Below are 17,709 nucleotides of genomic sequence, written 5' to 3' on the forward strand. Positions count from 1 at the left end.
TTTTTTATAGTTTGTATTTTAATGACTGTTTCTTTCCGTTTACTTTCACTTCTACTTCCAGACCGTTTTCATCGAACGCTTTGTTCTTGAATTTAGCGTCAAATTTAGGGGCATCTGCGCTTTTCTTAACCGGGTAGATAACAGTGATGTAACGTACAGCTTCTTCACCGTCTTTTCTTACGTTGAATGATACATTCATACGTTTGTAGCGTTTGCGATAAGCTGTTGAACACCATCCCGGTTCTTTCTTCATACTCATGCCGGCAGGGCCGAAGCATTGCAGTTTCATGTTGCTTCCATCCTCAAACTGTGTCAGGAATGTCATGTCTTCGCGGCTGTTGGCAATTTCTCCTTTCGGCATCTGATAGTGAAGATTGATAGAACCTTTACCGCTACCTACCATTTCATCTACAATGACAAAGTAAGTGTTATTAACGAAGAAAACAGAACGGCGGTGTTTCAAATTCTTATAACTCGGATTTTCAGTTACTAAAGTCTGGATAGCACCTTCCGGTTGCCACAACTTAGTAACAGATTCTGTTGTATCGAGATTCTTATTATCCAGGGTTACTGTGTTGTGAACACAAGTCTGACGGTGCCAGTTGCGTTGTTCCATTACTTCGCCTTCACCGGCGTATACATACGAACCTGAATCCGGGAACAAATTCTTACCGTTGAACCAAAGTTCAAATGTTCCGTTGTCCGGCTGACAGTGCCAGAAAGCTTTCGGACCTGCCTTTACTACCATTTGGGTAGCATCCATTCCCCATGAATTACGGAATACAAAAAAGCCTGATTTCAGGAAACCTTTAGACATATAATCCGGCAATGCACCTTCTTTTCCTTCTGTAGCAAAGTATTTGATTGTCTGGTTCTTCGGGAACAGTTTACTCCATGACTTGTAGTTTTTCACCATTTCTTTCTTTGTTGTCAACTTGGCGTCGCTGAAACATGGATTAGTGTAATCAGGGAAAGAAATGTTTGCATAGAACATAATCATGTTTTCAATGGTATCCAAATAATCTTGGGGGAATTCCTTACGGAATCCGTTAGCATCTGCGATACCTAAGGCTTTACAGAAAATGTTAATAGCTGCCAGATGATAATGTGGGTCAAGTTCGAACTGTCCACCATCTTCGTATACCTGTACGTGAATTTCACGGTTCAGAATGTCGATACCACTTTTTCTCCAAGCCGGAGCATCTTTGAATTCAGGGAAAAAGGCACCAGCATAAATCATGCGTTGAGCTTCAAACAGTAAATGGTTGCCTTGATCCGAGTAATTAGCAAGGATATGTACAGCATGTTTGTAATAGTTCACCAGGAATTCTGTCAGGAAGTCCGGAGTGAAAGAAGGTGAGGGAAGGAATAACTGGAACTGTGAAGTCTGGTCTTGCAGACGATTACTCACTTCCAGGGGACGCCATGCAAAACGTACGTTTTCTACTTCGCCTTTGATTTTTCCATCACTTACCAGCTCATATTCTTTCTTGTCCATCTTCACTAACGGATTTTTTTTAATCCAATCGATATACTGGTGTGCCCATTCTTTAGCATATTTTTCATCACCGGATATACGGTAAGCCTTACCCATCGGAGTGAACCATTTGTGACGGTGCAACTGCCAGCGGAGCTCATTATCTTTCACCGGCCAGTATTGCCAGTTGATATCTTCTCCATAATTGTAAGAAGGTTGATAACCTTTATGTACGAAGAATGTATGTTTCAATCCGTCATCCGCCCATTGCTGTTCTTCTTTGCTGATAGTCACTTTGTTCAGATTGATATCCGGAGTTTTTACGTTGGTACGTGCACGGTAATAGTCCAGTAATGCTTTGGCAGCATCCTCATCTTTACCCTCCTGATGCAAAGTTTTTACTTTCTCCAGTCCCGGATAGTCCAGGTTAAGGAGAGAAAAGACTTCGCTTTTCAGTTCTTGGGCGTAACCCTTGCTTACGAAACATGCGATTGCAAGCAGAACGATGTACTTTAAAGTTTTATTCATGATATAATAGGTGTTATAATTTAATGTATTAGATATCTTTATAGTTGATACCTTTCAGATCCATGAATCTCTTCAATGCTTCCAGATAATAGTAGTCAGCATAGTTCAGTGGAGTGTCTATTTCAGAACCATTCGGCAGTGAACCTACGGAATGCATCAAAATGAATCCTTGATTGTCACCCACTTTTGCGAGATATGCATCACTTGACAAACTTTTCAGAATCTTTTCTGCATAATCCAGATATTTCTGTCCGTCGGGAACCATCGTACTTAGTTCGATCATTGCAGAAGCAGTAACAGAAGCGGCCGATACATCACGTGGAGTTTCTTTGGTTACAGGAGCATCATAATCCCAGTAAGGAATAGCATCATCCGTTTTTACGCGGTTCATAATCATATCAGCTATGTCCTTTGCAAAGTTCAGGAATATGCTGTCATTCGTTTCGCGGTAGCAAGCGGTATATCCGTATATAGCCCATGCCTGTCCCCGTGCCCATGAAGAGTCATCGTTCTTGCCTTGGAAAGTTTGTTTGTTTTCCACTGTTCCGTCGTTGTTATAGCTTACTACATGCCAGCAAGTATAATCCGGGCGGAAGTGATTATGCATTGTAGTCATGGCATGCTTGATAGCGATGTCTTTATATCTATTGTCACCTGTTGCTTTTGCTACATTGAACAGAAGATCAAGGTTCATCATATTGTCGATAATAACCGGGAAGTTCCATGTTCCGAAATCCCATGAGCGAATAGCGCCGATGGAATCGTTGAAACGACCACAGAGGTTATCGGCAGTTTCTTTCATCACTGCAGCGATTGTATCGTTAGGTGAAAGACGTTCTGCATTGCCGTAACTACAGTTGACCATAAATCCCAAATCATGTGTACCTTTATAATAACGCACCGGATTCAGAAGATTTGTATATTCGATTGCTTGAGTTTTCAGTGTATTGTTTCCTGTCAGTTCGTATGCATACCATAATGAACCGGGGAAGAAACCGCTCGTCCAGTCATAAACGTTGCAGAGGCGACGTTTGCCTAGCTGGTCAGCAGTGGGTTGTGCGCGTAGTGAATCCTTAAATGTTAATGAATCTCTTTCCAACTGGCGGCAAAGGAAATTCATGTCATAGCCGGTACGGATGGAACGTGGCAACATCCCTGTACCACTAACCTCTTCTGCGGAAAGTTGTAATTGGGCAGAAGCTACATCCAGTCCTTTTTTTATCCAACTGTAGTCTTCCTTTGGGGTTGTCTGGCACGACGCGAGTGCAATACTAACCGAAGCAAAGAGAACAAGTTTCTTTTTCATGTTATTCATTTTAAGTGATTGTTTTTAGAAGTTTTGTAACTGATGCAAAAGTAAGCGAAAGACCTAATTTTGTGTTACAGGATTGTCGAAAAGGCATTTAAATAGAGCTTTTCAAGTTTCGATTTTGTTGAAAAAGGTTTTAAATATCTCCAATATGCCTTGGTTGGGGCATATTGGAGAGAAGTTATAGAGATTTTGTTACCAACCAGGGTTTTGTTTGAACTGAATACACAAGTCCTTCTCACGTTGTGGAATAGGCAGTAATTCATGTTTGTTTTTCTCTGTATATTTATATAACAAATATCTGTAATTATCTGCAGAATCCCACCAGTTTGCTAAAGCAGCATTCGTTTTTTGTATAGTTTCATAATAGATGCCCCAGCGAACTAAATCCATGCGACGATGACCTTCAAATGCTAATTCATACGCACGTTCTTTTCTGACTGCTTCACGGAAAGTTTCTTCATTTAAGTTTGAAAGATCGCAGCTTCCTGTATTGCTAGGATATCCATATCCACGACGACGAACTTCGTTAATTGCAGCATAAGCTTCTGTGGTAGGACCATGTTTCCATTCATTCATCGCTTCGGCATAGATGAGTAATACATCTGCATAACGTAAGAAATACCAGTTTGCATTAGATTTATCGTTATTGATAACTCCACCTGTCTTTTGGTATTTTATAAGATCCCATTTGGCTGGTGTATAGTTTTGTTTTTCTTTTTGAGCTTGAGTGGGATCTTGGTCTTTTAATTTTGCAGATTCTTCCGTATCACTTTTACCTTTAGCCCATAATACGTAATCGTCATCATACTTATAGTTCGCTACTGATAGATCACGGCGTTTGTCATTCGCATTTTTGCCATCTCTCCAGTCGAGTACGAATGTATGGACTACTTTCATATTTCCTGCACAGCTACCTCGTACACCGGCGATAGCAGTTGTTTTTACTCCGTTCCATTTGCCGATACGTCCTACGGGGTCTCCAGAACCAGATACGGTAGGAGAATAGAATGAAATCTCGATTAAGCTTTCTGTCGGATCCCATACGCTACTACAAGTGTTTTCCCATAACTTTTCATAATTGCGCAGTAACGAGTGTTTTCCGGATTCAATGAGGATACGTGCTGTTTTAGCAGCATCTTCCCATTTAGCTGTATTTTGTACAGGATACCCTGCCCATGTAGCGTACACTTTTGCCAAGAGCCCAAGTGCTGCCCCTTTACTAAAACGATATGATGTGTTCTCACGAAGCTGATCGTCAATTGCATATGGTAGAACTTCACTAGCATAAAGAAGATCGTCTTCGATAAATTCATATACTTTATCAGGAGTAGCCTGTGTAAAAGTAGTAGGAGCTTGATAAGACATCTCTGTACTGGTAATCAAAGGAATATTTCCATAACGACGCACTAACTCGAAATAGAACATGGCTCTTAATGCTCTGGCTTCGGCTATATAAAGAGTTGCTACTTTTTTATCAGTAGTAGTATAACTTTCTATTTTTCCACTGATACGTTCCAAAAAATCGTTTGCTCTGTAGATACCTTTATAAAGAACTTGCCATGTTTGTTGAATTTCTACTTGGGTAGTAGGAAAAGCATTATTAACAATGATACGATAATTCGTTATATCTGAACCTTCTCCTTGAGATATATCTGTTCCCATGTTGAACAAAAAAGATAGATGATACCCGTATGCAGCATCTTCAACAGTCGTACGATATACTCCTAATAGAACATCTTGTGCTTCTTTAGCATTCGTCATGTAATTCTTCTTTTCCATTTCGCTTCTTGCCTCTTCATCTAATGAACATGAATAAGGTAAAATGCACAGAATGGACATAGCTATGTAATATATTAATTTCTTCATATTATTTTCTCATATTAGAACTGTAAATCAATACCAAATGTAAATACTCTACTCTTAGGATAAGCACCCCAATCCAGTCCGGGAGTCATAGGACTTTTGCTGGCTGTACTTACTTCCGGATCATATCCACTGTAGTTGTTAAGGCAGAAGAGATTTTGTCCGGTAGCATATACACGAAGCTTAGATACATGGAAACTACGGGTCCATTTATGAGGAAGTGTATATCCTAGCGTAATATTCTTCAAACGCAAGAAAGAACCATCTTCTACAAATCGTGAATACACATCATTTACTACGTATCCATTATAGCGGGGTACCTTGTTTGAAGCGTTTGTCGGACTCCAACGGTCTGCTACTTCTGCTAATTGGTTTCTACGTTGTGTATTGGTTTGAGTTGCATACAAACGGGTTGCATTATAAATGTCATTGCCGTAATTGAATTGTAGCATAAAGCTAAAATCGATACCTTTATAGTTGAATGTGTTAGTGATACCACCATACCATTTAGGCAAAGCATTACCGATAACAGTACGGTCTTTAGTTGTTATTACTCCATCACCATCTTGATCTTTATATTTAACTGCTCCCGGAGACAATCTGTTTCCAAGACTTGGATTGCTTGTTACGCCTTCCTTTAATATTAAAGTGCTAGAACCTGGAACTGAATAAAAATCTGAATATTGATAAATACCATCAAATTCATATCCGTAAATCAAACCAAGTGATTGCCCAACGATAGCCATATAGTCATATGAAGTGAAATTGCTATCAAAACCGGAACGTGCTTGCATATAATTTACTCCTGACGCCAATGATTTTAATGTATTTCTGATGAATGATATATTAAAGTTGGTTTGCCAGGTAAAATTTCGGGTTTGAATATTGGTACTGTTTAAACTTAATTCGATACCTTTATTTTGGATTTTTCCTACGTTTTGCATTTGTGAGTCAAATCCTGTAATATGTGCCAGTGATTGTGACAATAACAAGTCTTTTGTATTTTTGATAAAAAATTCAGCTGTTACATTTAGACGGTTGTCAAAGAAGCCTAAATCAATACCTAAGTTGGTTGTATTTGACCCTTCCCATTTCAAATTCTTGTTTCTGAGTTGTTTAGGATTTAAAACTGTAACGCTACTATTGCCTATACCATATTTGTTTGCTTCATATAAGTCTAAAGATAGATAGTTAGGAATATTATCGTTTCCTACTGTACCCCAGCCTAAACGAATTTTGAAGTTTGAAATCCATTTGACATCTTTCATGAATGCTTCTTCTGATACACGCCATGCTGCAGAGAAAGAAGGAAAGAATCCCCATTTCTTATTTGACGAGAATACGGTAGAACCATCGGCACGTACGGTTGCCGTAAATAAATAACGGTTATCATAATTATAGTTGGTACGTGCATAAAATGATAATAACGTTTTATCATAGTAAGTACTTTCAACCTTGCTTGGAGTTGCACCTAGTCCCATATTATCATTTTCCATCTGATCGAAAGGAAATCCCATTGCTTCACCCAGCAAATACTCTGTACTTTTGTAGGATACTTCGTGTCCTAGCATGACATCATAATTGTGTTTTTTTACCTTCTGTTTCCAGGTTAAAGTATTAAAGTTGGTCCAACGTACATCGCGTTGCATTGTTGTACGTCCATAAGGTTGTTCACCATTACGATATGCTTCCTTAGAACCATTTTTGTAAAAAATGTCAGTGCGACTATTTGTAGTATTATATGTTCCGGCACTTTTAAAAGTAAGTCCTTTTATAATTTGCCAGCTTATAGATGCATTTCCAGACCACATCTCACCACGCTTATTGTTAGTTACGGATTGAGTTTGCATGACGGGATTAACCTGTGCTAAACTTTCGCCTGTTTCTAACATTTCCGGGTCAATTGCTGAATGCAATAATTCTTCATCGGTTAGTTTATTCCCACCAGTGGGACGTGCACTAAGAATCTGAGCTAACATATTGAAGCGTCCGGAATCAGCTGTTGTCCCTACACCTTTACGATTGGTTAAAGCATAGTTAATAGTAGCATTGAACGATATATTCTTATTAATTTTCTGGTCTATGCGGAATTTAGCTGTTGTTTTGTCAAAACCGCTGTTATTAAAGATACCGTTTTCTACATAACGAGAAAAAGCTGCATTATATTGTGTATCATTACTGCCTCCTCTAAGAGATATATTATGATCTTGGGACCAGGTCGGATTGAAAGTTTCTTCCTGCCAGTCTACTCCTTTTACACCGATATAATCTTCTAACGAATGGTATCTGATTGGCTTTCCTGCATCATCAAATTCCTTATCAGAGATATAACTGTTTAAAAGGTCATTATTAACTTCACCTTGTAGTTTCACAAATTCGTAGGGGGGATAATACATCCAGCATTTTAGAGATTTTGCGATAGCTTGCAGAACCATTATAGCTGATTTGCGGTTTCCCGCTTTTTCCGGATTTTGTTGTAATCATCACAACACCGTTTGCTGCACGTGCACCATAGATGGCAGAAGATGAAGCGTCTTTAAGTACTTCAATAGACTCAATATCGGAGTTTGATAGATAATCAATGTCGTCTACTTGAAAACCATCTACAATGTAGAGAGGACTTGAATCACCTGTCAGACTTCCTACACCACGAATGTTGATATTGAACCCTGCACCAGGAGTACCATCTGTAGATGTGATTTGTACTCCGGCTATTTGTCCGCCTAATGCACCTGCTACAGAACTTGTTTGGAATCCTTCAATGTCTTTGGCAGCAACGGAAGCAACAGAGCCTGTTAAATCGCTACGCTTCATTGCGCCATATCCAACTACTACTACTTCATCTAATGCTTGGTTATCCGGAACCATTTTTATATTAATAGACCCTTGACCATTGAATTTTAATTCTTGTGTTTTATAACCAATGTAAGAGATAGAAATTGTTACTCCTTTTTTAACTTTCAGAGTAAATCTACCATCAAAGTCTGTGATAGCTCCTGTTGAGGTGCCTTTTGCCTGTATAGTTGCTCCGATAAGAGGTGTGTCTGTTTCGTCTACAATGACACCTTTTAAGGTTAATTCTTGAGCATATACGCTGATTGTAACTATCAGTGCTAAGAGGGTAAAATACCCTCTTATGCTTATTGATTTAATTAGATTGTTTATGTTATACATAATTTCTATTTTTAACGTATTAGTATTTAGAAGTTAGGATCGAACCAGATGATTAGCGGGAATACCTGACTACCTTTTTGAGGATCTGCTCCAGTTTTATCGAAAGTCATCTGGCCTGTGAATATACCATTAGGATACTCTCCGTCTAGAACCCATTTATTTGGATTCAATTTGAGAGCAAGCCCGTTAGTAGGATCAACATATCCTATAGCATAACTTAATGTGTTTTTATTTTTCTCTATATTGGCATAATAGGAAATTGCATTTCTGGAACCTGTATTAACCCCACGACCAGAATCTTCTCCGAATTTAGTCCAAAGTGTATTCAGGAAGTTAGAATTTTTAGGATCGCCATTGGTAAATGTACCGCTAATTGCCGTATAGTTGAATGAACGTCTATAGTCTAAAGTGAATAATGATAAAGCTTCCACATCTATACCTTTAATAATTGGTTTTTCTGAATAAGTACTGTTACCAATTGTTTTTGGGTTAACTTGGAATACAAATGGATTGTATTGTACATGAACACCAGCTACAACCAAGTCATAATGTATAAAGACGGGTACTTCCAATGAGAATTCTGAATCTTTATCTTCACCGACAGTGGCTGTCACAAAGAAGAATCCTGACCCGTTTGTAGCTGATGGGGTTGTTGCATCTAATCCTGGCCATATAGCATTTGTAAATGAAATCTTACCATTTTCATCTATTTCTAGCTTGTCACAGTTCTTTCCATTTCTGATACTCCATCGTATATTTTTTCCTGTGATATCTGTTGTAGGAGCATCTATTGTGAATTTGCTTAGAGTTGTAGCAGCATTGGCAGCTTTATCTACTGTAATTCTAAATTGATTGGCATTGCTCACTGCATCTACACCGATGTTATTTCCGTAGCGTATGAAGCTAAATTTATTCGGATTATTCTTAACCTTTAAGTTGAATGACGCTTCTTTTGAATTTTTAGTATTAGATGCAGTCACTGTAATGGTATAGTCTCCGTTTGGTATGGTATGGCCTTTTTTTGCAGATACTACCCCATTTTTGTCAATAGACAACTGTTTATTTAGATCATCCTTTAATGTGAATGTAATTCCATCTCCTTCAAGTCCTTCATCAGGAGTTACTTTTAGTGGTGATGATTCATATATTTCTACATTCACAGGATAGTTAAAGTTTGCTACAGGTACAATTCTGTTTACTACTTTAAGAGTGTATACATTGTTGAATAATACTCCATCTGTAGCATATTTATTTGCTACTTTTATAGATATTACATATTCCTGACCTATTTCAAAACCGTGATGTTTGTCAACAGAGAGTACACCTGTTGTCGGATCAATTTTAATTTTATCTGTTGATGGTTCTATGCTTTCAATAGAATAGGCTATATTTTCCAAAGAGCCTTTTAGCATTGGAGCTTCGCTTTTGAAAGTAGTTTCGGGTTCTTCCGCTGTTTCAGCTTCTATCAATCCTTCGTTAGGTTCATAAGTTAATCCTAAAGGTTTAGATGTGACATTGATAGTCAATGCATTCTCAAAGATTCCTTCATCTTCAGACGATGCGCCGGTAGTGAGTTTTAATGAAAGAGTATGTATTCCAGGTGTAATATCGCTTCCTCTTACAATGGTAATTTCTCCTGTTTGGGAGATATTGAAGAATGAAGAAATGTCACTTTTTGCTATTTCATATTTAGTAATAGATACATGATTACCATCAGTCTTAACTTGTGCTGTAGGTAATTCTTCCGTGCTTTCTGTATCTGAAACAATGCTGTATTCTATTTGAATTTCATTAGGTTCTACAGTGATGCCATCTGGTACAGGTTTCATCATGTTTATTTCTACAATATTCTTATACTCATGATACGAACCATCAGCCATACATGAAATGGAAATTTTATATAAACCTACCGGGGTGTCTTTTGCACTATTGATTTCAATAGCACCGGTTTCTTTATTGATAATAAAGTCATTACCCGTATAAGGTTCACCGTTTAATGTGATGCTTGTGATTGTAAAATCGGACGGAACACTCCCTTTGTAGGAAGGCTCTGAAATGATTCCGCTCATAGATGGACCTATATCGGTCATGCCTAAATAATAGAGTGAGAAACCAGTAGTGTCAGTGGTATCCTCATCTGAACAAGATGTATAGGTCATAACTAATACAACTGCCATCAAGATACCTAAAAAATGCGAAATGCCTTTTAGTAATTTAGATTTCATATTATGTGATTATTAGATTTATTTTGAAGAAAGATCGTATACTGTACCTTTAACCGTCACTTGAATAGATACACCTTCCGAATGGAAGGTTCCAGCTGTTCCATCTTCGTTATCAGTGAATTTGGCATCTACTTTCAGCTCCTCCCGTTCTGCATCGTTTTCAAATGGGTAGAGAATTGTTATATAGCGGGTTGCACTGATTTCAATAGGTGTAATTTTAGGCTGACGAAGAGTGATTTGGTAGCCTAGACGTATAGGACCATCTTCTTTATCTGTGTTTGTAGATACTACATTGGTCACATCTGTTGTAGATAATGTTTTGGCTGTTAGATCTTGACTCGTTTCTGTAAATGTGCCAGCAAAAATGTTATTACTAGTAAAACTAGTATATGCCTGATAATACTTATTATTGTTTACAGATGTTTGCAAATTTTTGTCAAATACGGAGGGAGTATCTTTATCACTAAGCAGATGGAAATTTATATTTGTCTTAGTACCAAGTGTGGATGTGCCATAACCTTCGTCTACAATCACAAAGAATTTCTGATTAACAAAGAATACGGTTCTACGGTGGGTTATATCATCTGATTGTTGGTTTTCTGTAACTAAAATGTCTACATTATTTTTAGTTTCTAATTTGACCATTTTTCCTTCCATTACGCCACCTTGGCCGGTTGGCTTAGCAACTCCAATAGTTTTACTCATAATAGTCATTGTATTATGATTAACAGTTGAAGCGTATTTAGTACGAGCAGCTCCAGTATTGTAGGTAAATACACCTGCATCAGGGAAGAAGTTACGATCTTTGCGGTATAAACCGAAGGTCCCATTGTCAGGTTGGCAGTGCCATTGATTGGTAGGATTGTAGTTGTTTTTTAGAATCATCATGGTTGCGTCTTTATCCCAACCACTACGTAACATATAATATCCAGAGGTGCTATAAGCTTTGGTTGTGTATGAAGGTTTACTTCCGCTCTTTCCTTCTGTTGCTACCCATAATAGCTCATTATTGTCAGGATACATAGCTGAATATTCCTTTAGTCTATTCAATAAAGTGCTTTTAGAATATGAAGCTGAACGAGTATCATTGAAATTGTCTATAGTATAATTAGGGTAAATCATATCCATAACAAATTCTGTTGCTTTCTTTAGTTTGCTAATGTAGCTGGGAGACAATAAATTAGTTTTGTTATTGGCTTGGGCTATAAGATATATTTCACGGAAGTCGCTAATGGCAGCAGTGTGATAGCTAAAATCTAACTCATATTCTACTCCATCATCATTAAATTGTGTGTCTAATGATTCATTTAATCCTTGTGTTCCTTCTGTAGCCCATGTTGATGCGTTCTTAAATTCCGGCATTAACATGCCAGCAGTAGCTACGGCTTGATATTGTGATATCAAGATATTACCACTTTGATAATAATTCAATCGAATACACTCTACCTCTTTTTCAAATGCAACCAAGAAAGTAGAAAGCCATTCCGGAGTGAAATTTGTGGAATGAATAAAATAGGGCATGATGTCTACTTGGGAAAGAACTCTTTCTGCTACTTGTAGGCCTTTCCATTGATAGTCTACATCATTTTCAGAACCGCCAGCTGGTGGGAATATGGTTCCGGGAGTATATGGGAATGTTTCTATCCAACTGCCGTATGCTTCAATCCATGATTGAATATATTTTTCATCTTTACTAATACGGTATGCTTTTGCTTGGGGAAGCATCCATTGATGACGATGAAGTTGGTATCTGAATTCCTGTTCTTTTTTCTGTTTATCTTCGTTGGCATTCCAATCTATTTTTTTTGCAGATGCATCATAGAAAGAATAATATGTTTCTAGTTTAGTTGCCTCATCTACACTTTCGACGAATCCTTTTACATAGAAACGATGTTCAAGTGCTTGATCAGCAATGCGTTGATCTTTCTCTGAAATTGTTGGGTTAATTAAGTTGACGTTAGGGTTGTTTACGTCTACTCTTGTTCTATAATACTCTAGTAATTCGTTAGCTGCATAATAGTATTCTCCATTTTCATAGAATTTTTTCACTTTTTCTAATCCAGGGTAATCGAGGTTAATGATCTCAAATAACTTTGAGTCTACAACTTCATTAGGTTTGTTTTCAGGAAGTATTTCTACTCCTGAACTAACTTCACCTGTTAATAAGTCATCATCATCATCTACGCATCCGGTAAAAGCAACGGTTGCGAACATACAAATAAAGAAGATGTTCTTCATACTTTATTAGGTTTTAATTATTAAAAGTTATATTTTACTGTTTGCAAAATTAGCTTATTAAATTATAGACTATAGTCTACCTTGTTCACACTTTGTTCAAAAATGATTTTTTTGATATTAAATTTGTTGAATCATATGTTATTTCTGTCTAAAAAAACTGTTGTGGAACTGATAGAAGGCTATTTTTGTATCATAATGTAATCTAATCTACCAGTGTTTACAAGGTTGGTTTTGTACATTTTTAGGTGTTCTATTGGATGATTTTTAATCCATAATGATTTTTGGAAGTATGAGGAATCGGAGAAATAATAAAATCTGGCTTTTCTCCTTGAGGGGAAATGTAGACCTCTTCTCCTTTTTTTAAATCAATCCGATAAGTATTGCTTTCGAGTGATTGTACAGTGAAGTCTCTTTCTCCTTTAAAGATAGGGTTAACTATATCAGTCGTTATAATGCAAGGTTCTCCAGCCAGACTTTTGATATGGATGAATTGTGTTTTTCCCTGTTTTCTGCTAGCAGAAACTTTGAACGCTCCTTCCGTACGCAGACCGGAATAGGCGATGTCTTTCCATGCATCAGGAATAGCTGGAAAAATGCGGATTTTTCCACCCCAACTTTGTAGTAGCATGTCGTGAATACTTTGAGCACCGGAAAGAGGCGTTTCAATAACAGGACCGCTCTCCCTATACATGGTGGTTGGACTGAGAAACTTGCCAAATAATTTGTTTAAATAAGTTAGTGCGTCATTTCCCTTTCCGATGGCAGAGGATATGGAAGATGCACCTGTACATGAATAACCTAAGAGAGCTTTGGGCTTGCTTTGCCAGAAAGTGAGTGATTTTTCAATCGTTTCGATACCGCCCGGCTGTTCTTTATTGATAAGGTACAGCGGATAGATGGCGAGTAGATGCGAATAATGTCTATGAGAGAATGCATATGGCATATCTTTCCCAATAAGTAATCCATTCTTATCCATAGGATAAGGAGTTAGATTATAAAGGACGTCTTTCCATGTATTAGCCAATGGATCTTGAATGTTCAGACGATGGGCTGATTCCAATAGAGTTTGGCATCCCCAACGTAATAATGCAAGATCAAAATTACAATCTTCCGTACTATCGTACTCAGGAGAATAAGTTGCCGGAAGGTGAAATTTCCCATCTTCTCCTTTTTTAAGAAAATGCAGGTAGTAGTTGATTGACTCTTTTAATAAAGGAAATAGTTTATTCCGTAGAATGTCATCATCCATTTTATGACGGTAGATAAGCCATAGGTTGTGACAGGCCCATGGGAGCAGGCCTACTTGCGCTTTACCTTTTCCGGGAATACCTACTTCTGTAGTCATACATTCCAAATTGGAAGCGACTCCTATGCCTAATGAATTATGACGATAATTAGGATGAATGTTGAGACGTAACTGGTCTATGTGATTGTAAAGTGCATTTTCTAAAGAGGCTGCGAGATCTAAATGGTCGGAAGCATTTAGTGCCCAGTATGTGAGCTGTACATTGAGGTTCCACCAAGCATTTGGCCAGGGAGTTTCCGTCAGCCATGGACCTGTATTGTCTATTAGAGCACGGTCGCCACGGGTAGCAGAAGCTAGTTTGTACATTTGAATCCAATAAAAGTTCTCTTTTTGTGCTTCCGGTAATGTGATGAAGCTATTTGGATAAAAGGAATTCCACCATTTACGATGTGTCTTTTGCAAGGATGGATAGCCTTCGCTTATAGCTTTCCGGATTTCAGTTTTACATATTTCACTCGAGTTATTTTGAGGATATGTATGTGTAAGGTTTATCCATAAGGTACGTTCCTTTTTAGTTGATTGAGTCTCTTTCCAGCCTACTGTTGTTTCACCACCTGCCAATAGCTTCTGAACAGATAAGTTGATATATTCTTTTCGAGTGATTGTTGGTCCAGGATTGAGTTCATAGTCTTTGGGAATTTTATTGATTTGTCCCCGCCTTTTAAAAAGTAGATAGCGGGGACTATTGGCTTCAGCCGCTACCCATTCCCATTTGAAGTCATGTTCTTCTCCTTCTGTAGTTGCTTTTACTGCTATTATCATATTGTCAGCATGGGCAAAGGTTTGTAGGTGGATAACCCCTTTGGTGGTGATAATATCTGTTGATGCTTCGGCATTCCAAAGGTCAAGGCGCATCTTACCGCTGATTATTTCTCCTCTAGGATGCAGGGCAAAGTAACCGGTAAGTAGTCGGGGGATCCCGAATACATCTCTTTTGTACGATGGTCATGCACATCACAGTTACCGGTTTCCAGACGCAAGTAGTTTTCACCGGGTGCTTTGTAGATCATTAATCCTAATTTGCCGTTGCCTAGATAAGCTGATTCATACCAGTATTCTGGCAGCTTTTCCCATACCATATCTTGCTGGCTCATGAATTCAGGCCAATTAATATCCTGTTTAAGAGTTGTAGAATGGGCGTCTACAGTGAAAGAACAGATTAAAAATAGAAAGATACAGTTAAGGTATTTACGTCGAATATTCATAGTGCTATCTCTTATATTAATTCTTAAGTTCGTAATTTAGATTATATGTTTCATTATCAATTGTCACTTCAATAGAAACATTATCTGAATCTGAAGGATTATCTGTGAATTTAGCGTTAATCTTGTGATTGGAAGCTGTTGTTACCGGATATAATATGGTAATATAACGTACGGATGTGTTTTTCTTTTTCTCCATAACTAATGAATAAGCTTTTCTGACAGAGAATTTTCTATCTGTCTGATATGAGATTCGTCCCTCAAAAGGTTTTAATACAATGTCTTGATTCCCAAAACTGCGAATAAGCAAGTTGTTATTATCTTCAAAAGTTGTATGCGCACCCATCTCTTGAATATCCAAATTGACATTGTTGACTGATGTCTCGTCACAAAGATGGAAATATAATTTGGAATATCCGGTAGCTGCTCCAAAGCCTTCATCTACAAAAGCGAAGAATTCGACAGGCTTTTTCACATAGAAGATGGCACGGCGGTGTTTGAAGTTACTATATCCTTGATTTTCTGTTATTATTAGTTGTTGGTTATCGTTTTCTTCTGATAATAATAGTTTGCCTTGTGCCTTGTTGATGTCTTCGGTTCCGGTGGCTTCATGCTCTTCCAATTGTCCCAAAACCATAGTATTGTGCGCTTTGGTCTGACGGAACCACCTGCGTAATTCCATTACTTCCGTATCATTTTCTTTCATATATGAACAAACGCCGGAATCCGGAAAGAAGTTGCGACCATTGTGATATAGTTCGAACGTCCCATTGTCGAGTTGGTTGTGACTTGAATCTTCTAATTTGGAAGATACATTGTTGCTGTGTACCAACATTGTTGATTGGGGAGTCCAGCCATTGCGTAATACATAGAATCCAGAGTATTCGAACGTTTTGATTTTGGTATCGGGTGGAGTTCCTTTTCCGTATGTTTTCATGTAGTCAAGTTCTGAATCATCCGGGAACATTTTGGCATATTTTACGAAGTTCTTGTTCAGTACACTGCGTGTTTTTATCCACGAATCGTTGAATGCAGGACTGCAATCCTTACTTCCTTTAATGAAGTAGCTAGGATATGTAAAGTGCATGACGACTTTAGTGGCTTTCAGCAAGACGTTGTCGAGTTCTGGAGAAAGCAGGTTGTCCGGTAGCTTATTTAATTGGATTAATCTCTTTAAATCATATAGCCCGTCCACTATACCTATGTGATAGTGGAGTGAGAGATCATTCGTCATCCCATCTCTTAAAAACAATTTTGTGGTTTGCTCATTAATGATGTTACATCCTGTTTTTTGCCACTGTGGGGCATTTTTTAGTTCGGGGAATAAGGTTCCTGCAAAGACTAATGCTACTGCTTGGCTTAGTAGAATATTGTTTTCTCCGGTGTATTTGTACATGGACAAATAGTCGGCGTGTTCTGCAAAGTGTATGAGGAAAAAAGAAAGCCATTCGGTTGTGAAGTTGGGAGAGGACTTGAAATGCTCGAATGATTCTGTTTGTCCCATGATACGTGTGGATACCTGAAGTTGATACCATTTGAACTTGTCCGGTTTTCCATCAGGTTTGGGGTTCTTGGCAATCCAGTCGGTATATACTTCTTTCCATGAATATATGTATTTTTCATCGTGAGAGTTTTGGTAAGCTTTCCCTTGAAGGGGCATCCAGTTATGACGATGTAATTGTTTTTGATATTCATTGTCGGCTCCTTTGGGAGCAAATTCCCAGTTAATTGTTTTATCGTTGTTTTGCAATGAATAAGGGATCTTTCTGGTTTTGTCTTCCAGATAATTGTCATTGACATAAAAGCGATATTCGTTTATTGCATAGTCGGCATATCCTTGTTCCGTTTCATTAAGGGTAGTAGATAGGTTTGGATTTATTATCTCTGTTCTATTTTTGTAATAGGTGAGCAGCTTTTTCAGGGCAGCATCACTGTCACCGGTTTCATACAGAGATTTTACCTCCTCCAATCCGGGATAATCAAGATTGAGTATTTCAAATAAATATTCTTCAGTATTCTCTTTCGGAGGTGTCGGTTCCTCTTTTGACGGAATGTCATTGTTCTCTTTTTGAGGGATATCATTATCAGTACATCCTACGATTGTAAAGACAAAGACTAGCAATATATTAATCCGGAAACCGTTTTTGAAATTCATAGTATAAATTTTAGTTTGGATAGATTTTAATTTATATGAGAGCTGGTTATTAACTCTATGCAAATATATGGGGTAAAGTAGCTTTGTTGCTAATAGTTTTATCGAATAGTATATCAAATTTGTGCAATGATTCTGCTTGATATATATAAAGGACAGTATTCTTTCTCTAAATGATGCAGAAGTATTAACGATTTCATCTAATTGAATTTTATAAATCATGCTATCTTTT

6 protein-coding genes and 2 pseudogenes are annotated in these 17,709 nt (G+C 37.8%); all 8 read right to left on the minus strand.

Annotated elements, in window-relative coordinates; all coding sequences use genetic code 11:
* Positions 1–4: 4 nt before the first annotated feature.
* Positions 5–2,005 carry a heparin-sulfate lyase HepC gene (gene hepC / locus NXV01_RS12340; protein ID WP_148364554.1) on the minus strand — a complete coding sequence of 667 codons (2,001 nt, stop codon included), beginning with the start codon at positions 2,003–2,005 and terminating at the stop codon, positions 5–7.
* A gap of 28 nt (positions 2,006–2,033) precedes the next feature.
* Positions 2,034–3,320, minus strand: a complete 1,287-nt coding sequence (locus NXV01_RS12345) for a DUF4995 domain-containing protein (RefSeq protein WP_217722953.1) — start codon at positions 3,318–3,320, stop codon at positions 2,034–2,036.
* A gap of 189 nt (positions 3,321–3,509) precedes the next feature.
* Positions 3,510–5,183, minus strand: a complete 1,674-nt coding sequence (locus tag NXV01_RS12350; RefSeq protein WP_259022576.1) for a RagB/SusD family nutrient uptake outer membrane protein — start codon at positions 5,181–5,183, stop codon at positions 3,510–3,512.
* A 14-nt stretch (positions 5,184–5,197) separates the two neighbouring features.
* Positions 5,198–8,354: pseudogene (locus NXV01_RS12355) on the minus strand (SusC/RagA family TonB-linked outer membrane protein).
* Positions 8,355–8,380: 26 nt separating this feature from the next.
* Positions 8,381–10,579 carry a surface glycan-binding family protein gene (locus tag NXV01_RS12360; RefSeq protein ID WP_259022577.1) on the minus strand — a complete coding sequence of 733 codons (2,199 nt, stop codon included), beginning with the start codon at positions 10,577–10,579 and terminating at the stop codon, positions 8,381–8,383.
* 18 nt (positions 10,580–10,597) lie between these two features.
* Positions 10,598–12,817, minus strand: coding sequence for a heparin-sulfate lyase HepC (gene hepC, locus NXV01_RS12365; RefSeq protein ID WP_259022578.1), 2,220 nt, complete (start codon positions 12,815–12,817; stop codon positions 10,598–10,600).
* A 250-nt stretch (positions 12,818–13,067) separates the two neighbouring features.
* Positions 13,068–15,328: pseudogene (locus tag NXV01_RS12370) on the minus strand (glycosyl hydrolase family 95 catalytic domain-containing protein).
* A 16-nt stretch (positions 15,329–15,344) separates the two neighbouring features.
* Positions 15,345–17,480 carry a heparin-sulfate lyase HepC gene (hepC, locus tag NXV01_RS12375; RefSeq protein WP_217722949.1) on the minus strand — a complete coding sequence of 712 codons (2,136 nt, stop codon included), beginning with the start codon at positions 17,478–17,480 and terminating at the stop codon, positions 15,345–15,347.
* Between the last annotated feature and the right edge of the window lie 229 nt (positions 17,481–17,709).

Origin of the sequence: Bacteroides sp. BFG-606, assembly GCF_024788145.1 — a bacterium.
In the GTDB taxonomy this organism is placed as follows: Bacteria; Bacteroidota; Bacteroidia; order Bacteroidales; family Bacteroidaceae; genus Bacteroides; species Bacteroides vicugnae.

Coding starts and splice junctions, on each gene's coding strand:
- hepC (WP_259022578.1), bottom strand. CDS start 12,817: ATGAAGAACATCTTCTTTATTTGTATGTTCGCAACCGTTGCTTTTACC.
- NXV01_RS12345 (WP_217722953.1), bottom strand. CDS start 3,320: ATGAATAACATGAAAAAGAAACTTGTTCTCTTTGCTTCGGTTAGTATT.
- hepC (WP_217722949.1), bottom strand. CDS start 17,480: ATGAATTTCAAAAACGGTTTCCGGATTAATATATTGCTAGTCTTTGTC.
- NXV01_RS12350 (WP_259022576.1), bottom strand. CDS start 5,183: ATGAAGAAATTAATATATTACATAGCTATGTCCATTCTGTGCATTTTA.
- hepC (WP_148364554.1), bottom strand. CDS start 2,005: ATGAATAAAACTTTAAAGTACATCGTTCTGCTTGCAATCGCATGTTTC.
- NXV01_RS12360 (WP_259022577.1), bottom strand. CDS start 10,579: ATGAAATCTAAATTACTAAAAGGCATTTCGCATTTTTTAGGTATCTTG.